Raw genomic sequence first — 14,848 nt, 5'->3', positions numbered from 1 at the left:
AGGATGAACGGAACGCGACGCGCGTTTTATTTCGCGCTTGGCTGGGTGATGGTTGCGCTCGGCTTTATCGGCGCGCTCCTTCCGGTCATGCCCACCACCATTTTCCTGATCATCGCCGCCTGGTGTTTCGGCCGTTCTTCGCCGCGTTTCGAGAAATGGCTGCTGGAACACCCGGTCTTCGGCCCGACTTTGGTGCAGTGGCAGCGCCATGGCACCATTCCGCTCCGGGTGAAATGGATTGCCTGCGGCGGCATGGCGTTCGGTTATGGCTCCTTCTGGTATTTTGCGCGGCCGACGCCGCTTCTCGGCGGTGTCGTCATGTTGTTCCTCATCGCCTGCGCCATTTATGTCGTTTCCCGCCCGACCGGGAAATGACGGGCGACCTCGTGCGAATCGAAACGCCCATTCAAGGCCATTGACGTCCCGTCGGCGATGCAGGGAGGTTCCGTCCTGCGGATAAGCGGGATCGCGCGAAACCGGAAGTTGCAGGAATCGGGTGGACAGTGGGGACGCGGGCGAGATGCCGCCCCGAAAAACAGTTGACAAGCGCGCGCAAAAAATCCAACTCTATTACATTAAAAGGGGATATATTCCATTACAATGGAATTATTTGGATGAGGAGCAGCGGTGTCTGATTTACTCGTAAGCTTGTACACCGACAAGCTGGCCGAACTGAAGACCAAGGCTGACGGCGTTGCTGTGACCATCCGTCCGGTGCTCGCGCCCGAGGCACAACTGGTCACGGACTGGGTCCGCGAACATTTCAGTGCCAATTGGGCCAGCGAAGTCACGGTTGCCATCACCCGCCAGCCCTCGGCCTGTCTCATCGCCATCGAGGATGGCGCGCTTGCAGGATTTGCCTGCTACGACGCGATAGCGCGCGGCTTCTTCGGCCCGACGGGCGTCCATCCCGACAAGCAGGGGAAGGGCTTCGGCCTTGCCCTCTTTTCAGCCGCCTTGCAAACCATGAAAACGCTCGGCCATGCCTATGCGTTCATCGGTGATGCCGGTCCGGTGGACTTCTACGTGAAGGCCGCCGGCGCCATCGAAATCCCAGCCGAAAACAAAGGCATCTATCAGGGCATGTTGCGCGCCAAGCGAACCTGAAGCCTATCCCCAATCACAGTTCCCATGGAGTGAATACAGTGTCCAGCCAATTGCCTCTCGCCCTGTTCGTCGGCATTCCCAACCCGGTCCTGTCACCCGATGAGATCGCGCTGTTTCGCGAGACCAACCCGCTCGGCCTCTTTGTCGGCCGCCGCAACCAGCGTGAGCCCGAGCAGGTCAAGGCATTGATCGAAAGCTTCCGCGAGGCTGTCGGGCGTGCCGATGCGCCGGTCTTCACCGACCAGGAGGGTGGCCGCGTTCAGCATCTCGACGCCGGCCCGTGGCCGCTGTTCCGCAGTTTTGGCGAGTTTGCCCGTCTCGCACGGCATGATCTTGAGCTGGCACGAAAGGCGCTGCGGCTCTCTTCCCGTGCCATGGGCACCATGATGACCGAGCTTGGACTGTCCAGCGGTTGCTCGCCGGTGCTCGATCTGGTGTTCGATACCACAAGCGACGTCATCGGCGCCCGGTCGTTCGGGGCTGATCCGGAACTCGTGACGCTGCTCGGCCGCGAGGTCATCGACGGTTTGCTGGAGACGGGCAACATGCCGGTCATGAAGCACATCCCGGGCCACGGCCGCGCCACGCTGGATTCCCACAAGGAGCGGCCGGTCGTCGATGCGAGCAAGGAAACCCTCCTTGCAACGGATTTCAAGCCGTTCATCGATCTCAAGGATACGCCCTGGGCGATGGTGGCGCATGTGGTCTATTCGGCCTATGACAAGGAGCAGCCCGCTTCCGTCTCGCCCGTCATGCTGGATGTCATCCGCAAGGACCTGGGGTATGACGGTGTCCTCGTCTCCGACTGCATTTTCATGAATTCTCTGACCGGCACCATGCCGGAACGCGTCGCGCAGGTTCTCGACGCGGGCTTCGATATTGCGCTGCACAGCCATGGCGATCTTGCGGACAGCGAAGCGGCGGCGAAGGCATCCCGCCCGCTGACCGCAGACGCCGCCCGCCGCATCGCCGCCGCCAATGCCCGGCTTGGATCGCTGAAAGTCGATGTCAAGGCGGTGCATGCGGAAGTGGAAGACATGTTTGCAGGTGCACTGGTCAGCTGATCGTCTTTAATCAATAAAAACAGGGGAATACGCATGTCGAGAAACCGTCTGTTTGCAGCAGCTTCTGCAATGATGCTCCTGTCTGCGCCTGCCATGGCGCAGACGGTGCTGACCGTCAACATCGAGCCGGCCACCACCTGGGTGCGCAATTTCAATCCGTTCAACCAGACGTCGGCCCGTCAGAGCACGCTTGATTTCATTTATGAGCCGCTCGTCGTCTTCAACCGCTTCGACAACAACAAGCCGAACTATCGCCTCGCCGAAAGTTTCAAGCTGGCGGACGATCTGAAGAGCATCGAGTTCAAGCTGCGGCCGGACATGAAATGGTCGGATGGCAAGCCGCTGACCTCGGCCGACGTCAAATTCACCTATGACTATCTGCAGAAGTTCCCTGCGCTGGATTTCGTCAGCATCTGGAAATTCATCAGCGGCGTCGAGGTTGTCGATGCGCAGACCATTCGTTTCACGCTGGTCAATCCAAGCTCGCTGGCCGCCGACCAGCTGGTGCAGGTTCCGATCATTCCGGAACATGTCTGGAAGGATATTGCCGATCCGGTGACTTTCGCCAACGAGAATCCGGTCGGCAGTGGCCCGATGACCGAGATTGCCCGGTTCACCGGCCAGACCTACGACCAGTGCCGCAATCCGAACTACTGGGATGCCAAGGACCTCAAGATCGACTGTATGCGCTTCCCGCAATTGGCCGATAACAACCAGATCCTGACCGCAACCGCCAATGGTACGCTCGATTGGGGTGTGTCGTTCCTGCCGGATATCGAGAACACCTATGTAGCCAAGGACCCGAAGAACTTCCACTACTGGTACACGCCGGGCAGCATGGTTGCTTTCCTGTTCAATCTGGAAACGGCCAACGCCAACAACCGCAAGGCCTTCAACGACGTGAAATTCCGCCGCGCCGTCAGCATGGCGCTGGACCGCAAGGGCATGATCGACGTGGCCGGTTACGGTTATCCCACGCTGAATGACGATCCCTCGGGCATGGGCGAACTGTACAAGAACTGGTCCGATCCGTCTGTGCTGACCGACTTCGGCAAATACGGCAAATATGACACGGACGCGGCCAAGGCCCTGCTCGACGAGGCGGGCTATGTGGACAAGGACGGCGACGGCTTCCGTGACAACCCCGATGGCACAAAGCTGTCGTTCTCGCTGATCGTGCCCAATGCCTGGACGGACTGGATCGACACGGTGCAGATCGCCATTGAAGGCATGCAGGCGGCCGGGCTCGATGTGAAGATTGCAACGCCGGAAGAAGCGGTCTGGTCGGGTAACCTGATCAATGGCAATTTCGACATGGCCATCAACAGCCTGCCGGCGGCGGCCTCACCCTATTATCCCTATCAGCGTGCCTATAACGAGCAGGACAAGGGCAAGACCCGCTTTACCGCGCAGCGCTGGTTCAATCCTGATCTCGCCAAGCTGCTGGTCGATTTCACACGGACCGCTGATCCGGCAGAACAGAAGACCGTGATGAACAAGGCCCAGCGCATTGTTGCGGAAAACCTGCCGATGATGCCGGTGTTCAACAATCCGAACTGGTATCAGTACAACACCAAGCGGTTCAGCGGCTGGTCGACAAAGGAGCACCCCTTCGTCAATCCGTCGATCACCCGCAACAATCCGGCGCGTCTCATCCACCTTCTGGCGCTTGAGCCGGTCAAATAGGCATCGCACATGTGGGGACGGGTGAAACCTGTCCCCGCCGCGATGGGAGATGCATATGGCCTTTTTGCTTCGACGCCTCGGATTCTATCTGGCTGCCTTCATTGCGGCTGCCACGATCAATTTCTTCCTGCCGCGCCTGATGCCGGGGGATCCGATCCAGATCATGTTTTCCAGCACCGGCACGGAACTGTCGGCGGAAAATCTCGCGTCGCTGAAACTGACTTTCGGCTTCGTCGACGGGCCGCTCTGGCAGCAGTACCTCACTTATCTCAAGAGCATTTTCACGGGCGATCTCGGCCGGTCGATCAAATATTTTCCGCTGCCGGTAACGGAGGTTCTCGGCCATGCCCTGATCTGGACCGTGGCCCTGATGGGAACCGCCACACTGATCAGTTTCACGCTCGGGACATTCCTCGGCATTCTCGCCGCCTGGCGGCGCGGCAGTGTCTTCGACGTCGTCGTGTCCGTCGGTGCGATCTTCGCCACCTCCGTCCCGGCGGTGGTCACGTCGCTGATCGTGCTCTTCTTCTTCGGCTTCACGCTCAACTGGTTCCCGACCGGCTATTCCGCCGATCCGGCGCTCGATCCCGCGTTCTCCCTGACCTATATCCTCAGCGTTCTCTATCACGGCATCCTGCCGATGCTGACCTTGTGCACGGTGCTGACCGGTGGTTTTGCCGTCACCATGCGCAACAACATGATCAACCTTCTTGGCGAGGATTATATCGTCATGGGGCGGGCCAAGGGGCTTTCCGACAGCCGGGTGATGATCTGGTATGCGGCGCGCAATGCGCTGCTGCCAACGGTCAGCAGCCTTGCCATCGCCATCGGCACGGTGCTCGGCGGTTCGCTGGTCACCGAAGTCGTGTTCAATTATCCCGGCCTCGGGAACATCCTCTACCAGGCCATTCTCGCCCGCGACTATCCCGTCATTCAGGGCCAGCTCCTGATCATGACCATCGCCATGCTTGTCGCCAATTTCATCGTGGATATCAGCTATGTGCTGCTCGATCCGCGCCTGCGGAGGACATGAGCCATGCAACCTCTCATCGCCGGACTTGTCCGCAACCGCAAGGCCCTGGTCGGCATGATCATTCTTCTGATCATCGTCCTGATCGCCCTCGCGGCACCGCTGCTGACAGAGTATAACCCGGCAGCGCGCGTCGGCCGGCCGCACCAGCCGCCATCGGCCGAGCATTGGCTCGGCACCACACGCATCGGCCAGGATGTCTTTGCCCGGTTGATCTACGGGGCGCGGACATCGCTTGCCGTCGGTTTCGGCGCCGGGCTCCTGATTACGGTGCTGGGCACGGCGCTCGGCATCATTGCCGGGTATCGCGGCGGCAAGACGGATGAAGTCATCAGCTTCTTCACCAATATGGTGCTGGTGGTGCCCAACCTGCCGCTGCTGCTGGTGCTTGCCTCCTTCATCGGTCAGGCCAGCCCGCTGGTCATTGCCATTATCCTCGGCTGCACGTCCTGGGCCTGGGGCGCGCGCGTAACCCGCGCCGAAACCCTGTCGGTCAAGCAGAAGGATTTTGTCAAATCGGCCGAAATGATGGGCGAGCCGCGCTGGCGTATCATGACCTTTGAAATCTTCCCCAATCTGATTTCCATCGTCGGCATCAATTTCATCGGCAGCGTGATTTTCGCGATCATCACGGAAGCAACGCTGGAGTTCCTTGGCCTTGGCGATCCCAAGACCGTGTCCTGGGGCATGATGCTGTACAACGCGCAAAAAGCGTCAGCCCTGTCCGTCGGCGCCTGGTGGGATATCCTGACCCCGTGTTTCGCCCTCGCGCTGCTGGGGATCGGCCTGTCGCTGCTGAACTTTGCCGTCGACGAGATCGCCAATCCGCGCCTTCGCACGGGAAACAGCATGAGCCGCTGGTCGGCACTGATCAGCTCCGGGGAGGGCCGCCTGTGACCGCACCGCTGCTTCAGGTGAAAAACCTCACCATCGACTATATCGGCGACAGCACGGATTTTCGCGCAGTGGACAATGTCAGCTTCGACGTCGCCCGCGGGGAAGTCTTTGGTCTTGCCGGAGAATCCGGTTGCGGCAAGAGCACCATCGCCTTTGCCATCAGCCGGCTGCACAAGCCGCCGGCATTGATCCGGTCCGGCGAGATATTGCTCGAGGACAGGGATGTGCTTGATCTCAACCCGGCGCAGTTGCGGGATTTCCGCTGGCGTGAAGTTGCCATGGTGTTCCAGAGCGCCATGAATTCGCTCAATCCCGTGCTGCGCATTCAGGAACAGTTTTATGACGTGCTGCGCACGCACCAGAAGATGAACCGGGCGCAGGCGCGCGAGCGGACGGCGGAGATGCTGCGTCTTGTCGATATTCCGCCCGACCGGATGAAGGACTATCCGCACCAGTTTTCCGGTGGCATGCGCCAGCGTATCGTTATTGCGATCTGCCTTGCGCTCAATCCGAAGATCGTCGTGATGGACGAGCCGACCACCGCGCTCGATGTGGTGGTGCAGCGCGAAATCCTGCAGCGCATCAACGAGCTGCGCCGTACCTTCGGCTTTTCCGTGCTGTTCATCACCCATGACCTCGGCCTGATGGTGCAGTTCTGCGACCGCATCGGCATCATGCTGGCGGGCAGGCTCGTGGAGCAGAACACCGCGGAAAACATCTATGGCGCGCCACAGCACGACTATACCAAAAAGCTCTGGGCTTCCTTCCCGTCGCTGCACGGAGAACCGGTGATGGAGAAGGTATCGATATGAGCGATCCGCAAACCGCCATCCTTGCGCTCGACCGCGTGTCGAAGTCCTTTGGCACCGCGCCCTTCAAGGTGAATGCGGCGCAGTCGGTTTCCTTCGAGCTGCATGCCGGCCGGACCCTTGCGCTGGTCGGTGAATCCGGCAGCGGCAAGACCACCTGCGCCCGGCTGGTGATGCGGGAATACATGCCAAGCGAAGGCCAGCTGCTGTTCAAGGGCAAACCTGTCGCGACCGACAACGCCAAGGCGCTCGCCGCCTATCGCCGCTCGGTGCAGATGATCTTCCAGGATCCGTTTTCCTCGCTCAATCCGGCCCATACAATCGACTATCACCTGCGCCGCCCGCTGCAGTTGCACCGGCGCGATCTGCGGGGAAAACAGCTCGATGCTGCCATTGAGGAACTGCTGACCCGGGTCAAGCTCGATCCGAAAATCGTCGCGCGCAAACACCCGCATGAACTGTCGGGCGGACAGCGCCAGCGCGTCAACATCGCCCGCACGCTGGCGGTCGGCGCCGAAGTGATCGTGGCGGATGAGCCGACATCCATGCTGGATGTCTCGGTGCGTCTCGGCGTGCTCAACCTGCTCAACGAGATGAAGCGGGACATGAAGCTTGCGCTGCTTTATATCACCCATGACATCGCTACTGCCCGCTACGTCGCCGAGGACATTGTCGTCATGTATGCCGGACAGATCGTCGAATGGGGCAATGTCAACAAGGTCATCGACAACCCGCAGCATCCCTACACCCGGCTTCTCCTGTCGGCGGTGCCCGATCCGGAGATGCGGTTCGACGATCCGAAGGCGCAATTGAAGGCGGCCGATGTCGACGAAGTCCGGCGCTTGTCAGCGGTGCCGCAGGATCGCATCGTCGCTATCGAGCCCGGCCATTTCATCCGCCAGATCGCAAGCGGCAGGGCGGCGTAAAGCGCGCCGTCGCGATTGACCAAAACTGCCGGATGATTGCACAATCCTCCAAAGCGGATCAAAGCTGGCGGTTCGGCTCTGGTTCGCGCGCGTGATGACACCTAGATAGGGTGGGCATTACCCGAGGAGAACTGCCGTGGACAAAATTACCGAGCTTGCACAATTGATCGAAAAGCACACGGGTGCCGATGGGCTGTTTTCGACGGATATTCCGCGCCTGAACCTCGCCCGTGCCACGGCGCCGACCGAGCCGAACCATGTGGTGCATGAACCGGCGGTCTGTGTGATCGCCCAGGGCCGCAAGCGCACCATGCTGGGTGACGAGGTCTACTATTATGACAAGGCGACCTATCTGACCGTTTCGGTTGATCTGCCGATTGTGGGTCATGTCATCGAAGCGTCGGAAGACGAGCCCTATCTGTCGCTGCGCCTTGACCTTGATCCCACCATGCTCAGCGCATTGCTGCTGGAAGCACCGAAGGAAAGTTTCAGCAACCAGCTGCCCGACCGCGGCATGTCGCTCAATCCGATGGGGCCGGACCTGCTCGACAATGTCGTGCGGCTCGTCCGCCTTCTCGATACGCCGAAGGACATTTCCATGCTGGCGCCGCTGACCGAGCGTGAACTGCTCTACCGGCTCCTGACGGGCGAACAGTCCGGCCGCCTGCGCCAGATCGCCCAGTCGGAAAGCCGTCTGCATCAGGTGAACAAGGCCATCGGACTGATCAAGCGCAATTTCCGCAAGACGCTGCGCATCGAGCATGTGGCCTCCGAAGCCAATATGAGCCCGTCCTCCTTCCATCAGCATTTCAAGGCGGTGACGTCGATGAGCCCGCTGCAATACCAGAAGCAATTGCGGCTGCAGGAAGCACGGCGGCTCATCCTCAGCCAGTCGCTGGACGCGGCAACGGCGGGCCACGCGGTGGGCTATGACAGCCCCTCGCAGTTCAGCCGCGAATATGCGCGCCTGTTCGGCCAGCCGCCGCTGCGCGATATCGCCCGGCTGAAGGACATGCCGGACTATCTGCTGGAAGGCTAGAGCCGCCTACCGGTCGCCTTGTCGAAAATGTGCAGGGCACCGGCATCGATGGCAAAGCGCTGGGCCATCCCGGCTGTCACCGCCGATTTCGGCGGCAGGCTGGCGGTCAGGCGCTGGCTGCCGATGGTTGACGTAACCACCAGTTCGGGGCCGGTCAGCTCCACCACCTCGACCATGGCATCGATGCCAAGCGCCGCGTCACCAGCCGGAGCAAGGCTCAGGCTTTCGGGGCGGATGCCGATGACGACATCGCGTGCCTGACCGGCCTTTTCCCGGATATCGGCGGGAAGCGCAAAGCCGCTCAGCGATCCGTCAATATGGGCAATGCCCTCGGCCACCGTGGCTTCCAGCATGTTCATCGGCGGCGAGCCGACGAAGCTGGCGACATAACGGGTGGCCGGGTGGTTGTAGATCTCATCAGGCGTTGCCAATTGCTCGATCTGGCCGTCGCGCATCACGGCGATGCGGGTTGCCAGCGTCATCGCTTCGATCTGGTCATGGGTGACATAGACAATCGTCGTCCCCAGCATCAGGTGCAGGCGCTTCAGTTCGGTGCGCATTTCCATGCGCAGTTTCGCATCGAGGTTCGACAGCGGCTCGTCGAACAGGAAAATCTGCGGATCGCGCACCAGAGCCCGGCCGATGGCGACGCGCTGGCGCTGGCCGCCGGAAAGTTCGGAAGGCTTGCGTTCAAGCAGGTTTTCGATCTGCAGGATTTTTGCGGTCTTGCGCACTGCGTCCGTGCGTGCGGCCGCCGGAACCTTGCGCATTTCCAGCCCGAAGCCGATGTTGCGTGCCACCGACATGTTCGGATAGAGCGCATAGGACTGGAACACCATGGCGATGTCCCGGTCCTTCGGATGCACGCCGGTCACGGAGCGGTCGCCGATGCGCACATCGCCTTCCGTTGCTTCCGCCAGCCCTGCAATGATGTTGAGGAGCGTGGACTTGCCGCAGCCGGAGGAGCCGAGCAGCACCAGGAACTCGCCGCTGGCAAGCGACAGGTCAATACCTCTCAGGGTTTCGATGACGCCGTAGCGTTTCCTGATGTCGATGAGTTCAAGGGCGCTCATTGCGCATTCTCCGGCGTGGTGTCGAGGTCGTGGCTGTCATAGCGGCGGGGTACGGTCGAGATGGCTTTGGACGCCACATGGACACCGGCGGCGATGCAGTGTTGCAGGGGCATTTCCCGGGCAAGGGCGGCCAGGAAGGCCGCATTGAAAACATCACCGGCGCCGATCGTGTCGGCAACGGACACCATCGGTGCATCGGTCGTCACCAGCTGATTGTCCGGACCGATGGCCAGGGCACCGTCCGATCCGCATTTGACCACGACGATGGCGTTTTCCGGCATCAGCGCCTTCAGCGTGCGCGCCGCGTCTGCGGGCTCGATGCTGTTGGCCAGCCGCGTTGTTTCCACCTCGTTGAACAGGGCGCAGTGACAGCGTGACAGCCATCGGCGGGTCGCCGCACGGTTGGCGTCGCTCCAGCCGCCGGCTGGCCAGCCCGTATCGAGCGCGACGCGGATATCGTTGGCATCGGCCCAGTCAAACAGCGCATCATAGTCCGCAACCAGCGCATCGGTCAGGAACGAACCGCACAGGAGGACATAACCGCCGCGCAACTGGTGCGTGTCCAGCATGGCGAGCACATCCGGCCAGGACAGGGCGCCGAGATGGCCGCGCGTCGTGAAGAACGTGCGCTCGCCATTGGGATGGGTAATACCGACGGACAGGGTTGTTCCCATCGGGGCAACAGGCCAGCGCTGGCCGCGCACGCCGAATTCTTCGCGCAGCCATTGGCCGAACTGGTCGCTGCCGACATTGGCGGCGATCTGGAAGTCGATGCCGAGCCCTTCCCAGGTCAAAGCCGAATTGCCGGCCGAACCGCCGACACGCAGTTCGTCGTAATCGACCATGATCTCGGTGCCGGGCGTCGGCCAGGGGTCGGCAGGGCCGAGGATCAGGTCCACGTTGACATTTCCAATGACGGCCAGCGGGCGCATGTTCCTACTCGCTCCGCGTAATCTTGGTGGAGCGCACGGGCGTTCCGACATCGGCGACCCGTTCACCGGCAAAGGCGATCATGAAATGCTGCGCGGCGGGCAGCAGCGCGAAAATGGCGGCGATCCCGGCGGCTTCTCCGGCATTGACGGTGGTAACGCCATCAATCGGCTTTTCGCCCGAGGCGTCGAACACCACCACAGGCGATCCTGCTTCGCACGCGGACACGGCCATTCCGGCAACCAGCCCGGCGGTGGCATCCTTGCCGCGGAACAGCACGACACCGACCTTCGGTCCGAGCATTTCCATCGGCCCATGCCGCAATTGCCCGCCTTCCAGCGAGAAGCAGGGGATGCGCGACAGTTCGGTGAGGCCGAGCGCTATGGCTTCGGCAACGCCCTGCAAACGGCGCCCCGATGTTACCACCGAGGAAACATCGGAGAGTGTTTTGACGGCCGCATCAATCTGCGCTGTGTCACCGCGTTGAAGGCGCTCGAGCGCTGCCGCGGGATCATCGCCAAGCGCTGTCAAAACAGCAAGATGCAGCGCAAAACTGACGGTCAGGCTGCGGGTGGCGGCAAAGGCGTTTTCGGTGCCGCCGGCACCCACGAGCGAGGGCACGGTGCGGGCCAGCGTCGATCCGCCTTCGAGCGTCAGGCCGAACGTATCGGGCGCCACGCCCGCCTCGGCAAACCAGCGCAGCACTTCGGCGCTTTCACCGGACTGGGACGTTACAAACACTGTCTTGCCGCTGATCGGCACCGGCTGCCCGAGCTGTTCCGACAGGGGCAGCGCCACCGCATCGATCCCCAGGCTGCGATAGAGGGGCTCGACGGCCCGGCTGACCGCGTGGGAGCCGCCCATGCCGAGCAGCAGGAGGCGTCCGGTCTTGCGCAGCGACTGGACGATTGTCGCGGCAAGCGGCTTTGCCGCTTCGAAGGAAGCGATTGCATCGGCATTCTGCCGCGCCATTTCCTTTTCGATCGCCACAAGGCCGGCGGGCCGGTTCTGGTCAGATGTCATGCTCATCCCTTGACGCCGCCATTGGTCAGGCCCGAAATCAGGGCACGCTGCATGAACAGACCGATGATCAGCGGCGGCAGGGCGGCCAGCACACCCGCTGTGGCGATCAGTCCGTAATCGGAGACCCGGCCGCCTGCAAGATCGGCGATGGCGACGGTGAGGGTCTTGGCCCGCTGGTCGGAGGTGAACAGCAGGGCATAGAAGAATTCATCCCAGGCGAGCAGGAAGGCAAAGAGAGCTGCCGTCGCCATAACAGGCGCAGCAAGCGGCAGGGTAATCAGGCGCAGGATCTGGTCAAGCCGCGCGCCATCGACCGTCGCCGCGCTTTCGATTTCGCGCGGAATGGAATCGAAGCCGGATTTCATCAGCCATGTGGTGAAGGGCGCAAGGATGGTCAGATACACCAGGGCCAGTCCGAAAACATTGTTGAGAAGACCGAGGGCCGAGAGGGCCATATAGAGTGGAACGGCGAGAGCGACCGGCGGCAGCATGTAGGTGGCGATGACCGCATAGAGGGACCAGCCGACGCTTGGCGTGCGCGACACCGCCCAGGCCGAGGGTATGGCGACAACAAGTGCCGCCGCTGTTGCCATGCCTGCCACTTTGAGACTGTTGAAAAGCGAGGCGACGAATGCCTCCCCGGCGCTGTTGGCGACGCTCGACAGGAGAACGCCATAGCGTGAGAGGTCGATGGTTTCGGGCCACCAGCGCAGCGGCTTGGTGATGAGGTCGGTGGTCGACGAAATGCTCATGATGAACAGCCAGACCACCGGCGCAAGGATGACTGCCGCCAGAAAAAGTGCCGCGGCATGGACAAGGATCGTGGCTGTCAGGCTGCGGCGTTCCATCAGGAGGCTCCTGCGCTTTTGCGGATCAAGGCGGCATAGGCGACGGCAAGAACGGTGACGAGAAGCGTGACGATCAGGGCAAGCGACGCTCCGGACCCTGCGCGCTGAAACGAGAAGGCTTCCTGATACACAAGGATGGACAGGGTGCGGGTGCTGTTGGCCGGGCCGCCGCGCGTCATCACCCAGATGAGGTCAAAGACCTTGAATGCTTCGATGGTGCGCAGGACCAGCGCCACCATCAGCGGGCCGGCGAGATAGGGCATGATGACGAAACGGAACCGGGCCCAGGCGCCGGCACCGTCCACCATCGACGCGGCGGTGATATCGCGCGGCACGGCCTGCAGCGCAGCAAGCGCGATCAATGCCACCAGCGGAAAATTCTTCCAGCAGTCGGCAACGATGAGGGCGGTCAGCGCCGTGCCGGGCTCGCCGAGCCAAGAGCGATAGGTATCGAGAAGGCCGATCTGCGTGAGCGCCGCGTTGAGCGCGCCATATTCCGGGTTGTAGATCAGCCGCCACAGGGTGGCATTGACCACCGTGGGCAGGGCCCATGGCAGGATCATCAGCGCCCGCAAGACGGAGCGGCCATAGAACTGCTGGTTCAGGAGCAGCGCGGCGAGAACGCCGATCACCATTTCGGCTGCGACCGAAAGCACGGCGAACAGCGTGGTGGTAACGAGGGTCCGCTGGAAATTCGCGCCGGACAGCATTTTCACGTAGTTGTCGAGGCCAACGAAGCCGCCTGCCGTGCCGACCAGTTTGGCATCGGTGAAGGAAAGGCGCACGGTATCGACCAGCGGCCAGCCGATAATCGCAATCATGACGATGAGAAGTGGCAGCATCAGGAGCCACGCGCGTGTCGTAATCCAATTGCTCGTCATGAAAAGCAGCCTGCCACACTATCAATCATTGAGAAAGATACGGGCGGCGGTGCACATCCGCCGCCCGTATGGTTGCATCACAGGCCGCTGTTTGCAGCGGCTGTCTTGAGCGCATCTTCCGGCTTGGCCTGGCCGAGCAGCGATTCCTGCACTGCCTGCTGCAGGGCGGTCGACAGCTCCTGATATTTTGGCGTCGTCGGGCGCGGATACATCACCGCAAGGCTCTGCTTGGCGGCGGCAATCAGCTCTTCCTGGCCTTTTGAGACCGCCGGATCCGTATAGGATGATGCCCAGATCGGCAGGCTCAGCTTGGCATACTGGTTCTGTGTCTGCTGCGAGGTCATGAACGCAATATACTTCCAGGCCTCATCGGGATGCTTGCTGGTGGAGGTGATGCCGAGGCCCATCGAGCCGTTGACAGCGGAGACGGCGCTCTTGCCGTCGATACCCGGCGCGGGAACAACGCCGACCTTGCCGGCAACCTTGCTGTCCTTCGGATCATTGGCCATGTTGTACATGTAGGTCCAGTTGAGCGCGAAGGCGGCTTCGCCGTTCTGGAATACGCGGCGCACGTCCTCTTCCAGGAATTCCTTGGAGTTGGGGTTGGTCAGGCCGGACTTGTAGCTGTCGACCATGTAGTTGAGGGCATCGAGGCCGCCGCCCGACTGGAAGACGGGCTTGCCGTCCTTGATGAAGCTGCCGCCATAGGCACTGACCAGCGTGGCGTAATCGCAGATCGCGGCTTCCGCCTGCGACCAGCTCCAGGCGATCGGTGTTGCCAGGAGGCCCTTGTCCTTGATGGTCTTGGCCTGCTCGGTCAGTTCGGCCCAGGTCTTGGGCGGGTTCTTGATGCCGGCCCTTTCAAGGATTTCCTTGTTGTAGAACAGGTACTTCGTGTCGAGAATCCATGGCATGCCATAACGCTTGCCCTGATACTCCACCGTGGTCCATGCCCCCGGGAGCACGCCGGTCTTCATGTCGCCGGTAATCTTGTCCGAAACGTCGAGCAGCACCTTGTTGGTGGCGTATTCCGCCGGCCAGATCACATCGAACAGAACCACGTCGTAACCGCCGCCCGAGCCCTGGGCCAGGACGGTCTTGTCATGCAGGCCTTCATAGGGCACGAATTCGAGGTTGACGGTGACATCCGGATTGGCCTTGGTGAAGGCCTCGCTCATCGCGCGGACATCGGCTTCGCTATAGGCAGCCTGCGCCATGAAAAGCGCGTTGATCTTGGTTTCTGCATGGGCGGGAGAGGCAAGCGCTGCTCCCAGAAGTGTTGCGCCAAGCAGCGCGGTCTGGATGGATTTCAACATGGTACCTCCTATTTGGCTCTTGTGGCCCGGAACCTGTCCGTGGTGAACGGGTGCCGGTTGGTGGTCATTATGCGCGGGAGCTTTTGTCATTCAGGACTGTCCGCGACGTGCCTACGTCCAGCCAGTGCTCACGTTCCCCAAGACTCTTGCGGTCTTTTGATTAAATCAATTGTTTTGACTTATTTCTTGATCAATATTGATCTGGTGTCAAGAGGGGGC

15 protein-coding genes are annotated in these 14,848 nt (G+C 61.3%); 9 read left to right on the top strand and 6 right to left on the bottom strand.

All coding sequences use genetic code 11. The annotated features are described in order from the left end of the window. The first annotated feature begins 3 nt into the window (after positions 1–3). From RDL77_RS05560 to RDL77_RS05520, 9 genes are all read left to right on the top strand, one after another. The gene (locus RDL77_RS05560) at positions 4–375 is read left to right on the top strand and encodes a YbaN family protein (protein WP_288192087.1); all 372 of its coding nucleotides are present in this window, start codon (positions 4–6) and stop codon (positions 373–375) included. Positions 376–627: 252 nt separating this feature from the next. Next, the gene (locus tag RDL77_RS05555; protein WP_288192086.1) at positions 628–1,107 is read left to right on the top strand and encodes a GNAT family N-acetyltransferase; all 480 of its coding nucleotides are present in this window, start codon (positions 628–630) and stop codon (positions 1,105–1,107) included. A gap of 38 nt (positions 1,108–1,145) precedes the next feature. Further along, the gene (locus RDL77_RS05550) at positions 1,146–2,171 is read left to right on the top strand and encodes a glycoside hydrolase family 3 N-terminal domain-containing protein (RefSeq protein ID WP_288192085.1); all 1,026 of its coding nucleotides are present in this window, start codon (positions 1,146–1,148) and stop codon (positions 2,169–2,171) included. Between the two features lie 33 nt (positions 2,172–2,204). Beyond that, complete coding sequence (locus RDL77_RS05545; protein ID WP_288192084.1) at positions 2,205–3,857, top strand: ABC transporter substrate-binding protein; 1,653 nt, start codon at positions 2,205–2,207, stop codon at positions 3,855–3,857. Between the two features lie 55 nt (positions 3,858–3,912). After that, on the top strand, positions 3,913–4,890 hold the full coding sequence (locus RDL77_RS05540; RefSeq protein ID WP_105733352.1) for an ABC transporter permease: 978 nt from the start codon (positions 3,913–3,915) through the stop codon (positions 4,888–4,890). 15 nt (positions 4,891–4,905) lie between these two features. After that, positions 4,906–5,784: an ABC transporter permease gene (locus tag RDL77_RS05535; RefSeq protein WP_288192173.1), complete on the top strand. Its 879-nt coding sequence runs from the start codon at positions 4,906–4,908 to the stop codon at positions 5,782–5,784. Then, on the top strand, positions 5,781–6,596 hold the full coding sequence (locus RDL77_RS05530) for an ABC transporter ATP-binding protein (protein WP_288192083.1): 816 nt from the start codon (positions 5,781–5,783) through the stop codon (positions 6,594–6,596). Before RDL77_RS05535 ends, RDL77_RS05530 begins: the two co-directional genes overlap by 4 nt. Then, positions 6,593–7,519 (top strand): ABC transporter ATP-binding protein, encoded by a 927-nt coding sequence (locus RDL77_RS05525; RefSeq protein WP_288192082.1) that lies wholly within the window; start codon positions 6,593–6,595, stop codon positions 7,517–7,519. Before RDL77_RS05530 ends, RDL77_RS05525 begins: the two co-directional genes overlap by 4 nt. Positions 7,520–7,655: 136 nt before the next feature. Further along, a complete protein-coding gene (locus RDL77_RS05520; RefSeq protein ID WP_105733355.1) occupies positions 7,656–8,558 on the top strand; it encodes an AraC family transcriptional regulator in 903 nt (300 codons plus the stop codon). On the opposite strand, the gene RDL77_RS05515 is transcribed toward RDL77_RS05520, so the two are convergent. The 6 genes from RDL77_RS05515 to RDL77_RS05490 form a co-directional block, all read right to left on the bottom strand. Next, on the bottom strand, positions 8,555–9,631 hold the full coding sequence (locus RDL77_RS05515; protein ID WP_288192081.1) for an ABC transporter ATP-binding protein: 1,077 nt from the start codon (positions 9,629–9,631) through the stop codon (positions 8,555–8,557). The two genes, RDL77_RS05520 and RDL77_RS05515, sit on opposite strands and share 4 nt — an antisense overlap. Next, entirely contained in the window at positions 9,628–10,563 is a 936-nt protein-coding gene (locus tag RDL77_RS05510; RefSeq protein WP_223614736.1) for a PfkB family carbohydrate kinase, read from the bottom strand. The genes RDL77_RS05515 and RDL77_RS05510 overlap by 4 nt, the downstream gene beginning before the upstream one ends. 4 nt (positions 10,564–10,567) lie before the next feature. Next, complete coding sequence (locus tag RDL77_RS05505) at positions 10,568–11,590, bottom strand: SIS domain-containing protein (RefSeq protein ID WP_288192080.1); 1,023 nt, start codon at positions 11,588–11,590, stop codon at positions 10,568–10,570. Beyond that, positions 11,587–12,432 (bottom strand): carbohydrate ABC transporter permease, encoded by an 846-nt coding sequence (locus RDL77_RS05500; protein WP_288192079.1) that lies wholly within the window; start codon positions 12,430–12,432, stop codon positions 11,587–11,589. Before RDL77_RS05500 ends, RDL77_RS05505 begins: the two co-directional genes overlap by 4 nt. Then, positions 12,432–13,313, bottom strand: coding sequence for a carbohydrate ABC transporter permease (locus RDL77_RS05495; RefSeq protein WP_288192078.1), 882 nt, complete (start codon positions 13,311–13,313; stop codon positions 12,432–12,434). Before RDL77_RS05495 ends, RDL77_RS05500 begins: the two co-directional genes overlap by 1 nt. Positions 13,314–13,390: 77 nt before the next feature. Beyond that, complete coding sequence (locus tag RDL77_RS05490) at positions 13,391–14,629, bottom strand: extracellular solute-binding protein (protein WP_288192077.1); 1,239 nt, start codon at positions 14,627–14,629, stop codon at positions 13,391–13,393. Between the last annotated feature and the right edge of the window lie 219 nt (positions 14,630–14,848).

It is taken from the genome of uncultured Phyllobacterium sp. (assembly GCF_902479695.1).
GTDB lineage: Bacteria > Pseudomonadota > Alphaproteobacteria > Rhizobiales > Rhizobiaceae > Phyllobacterium > Phyllobacterium calauticae.
The sequence above is the reverse complement of the archived record's forward strand: the minus strand, read 5'-3'. Positions and strand labels throughout refer to the sequence as shown.

Excerpts from the sequence above, each read along its gene's own strand:
- RDL77_RS05500 (WP_288192079.1), bottom strand. The coding sequence starts at position 12,432 with ATGGAACGCCGCAGCCTGACAGCCACGATCCTTGTCCATGCCGCGGCA.
- RDL77_RS05510 (WP_223614736.1), bottom strand. The coding sequence starts at position 10,563 with ATGCGCCCGCTGGCCGTCATTGGAAATGTCAACGTGGACCTGATCCTC.
- RDL77_RS05545 (WP_288192084.1), top strand. The coding sequence starts at position 2,205 with ATGTCGAGAAACCGTCTGTTTGCAGCAGCTTCTGCAATGATGCTCCTG.
- RDL77_RS05560 (WP_288192087.1), top strand. The coding sequence starts at position 4 with ATGAACGGAACGCGACGCGCGTTTTATTTCGCGCTTGGCTGGGTGATG.
- RDL77_RS05515 (WP_288192081.1), bottom strand. The coding sequence starts at position 9,631 with ATGAGCGCCCTTGAACTCATCGACATCAGGAAACGCTACGGCGTCATC.
- RDL77_RS05505 (WP_288192080.1), bottom strand. The coding sequence starts at position 11,590 with ATGAGCATGACATCTGACCAGAACCGGCCCGCCGGCCTTGTGGCGATC.
- RDL77_RS05525 (WP_288192082.1), top strand. The coding sequence starts at position 6,593 with ATGAGCGATCCGCAAACCGCCATCCTTGCGCTCGACCGCGTGTCGAAG.
- RDL77_RS05490 (WP_288192077.1), bottom strand. The coding sequence starts at position 14,629 with ATGTTGAAATCCATCCAGACCGCGCTGCTTGGCGCAACACTTCTGGGA.
- RDL77_RS05495 (WP_288192078.1), bottom strand. The coding sequence starts at position 13,313 with ATGACGAGCAATTGGATTACGACACGCGCGTGGCTCCTGATGCTGCCA.
- RDL77_RS05540 (WP_105733352.1), top strand. The coding sequence starts at position 3,913 with ATGGCCTTTTTGCTTCGACGCCTCGGATTCTATCTGGCTGCCTTCATT.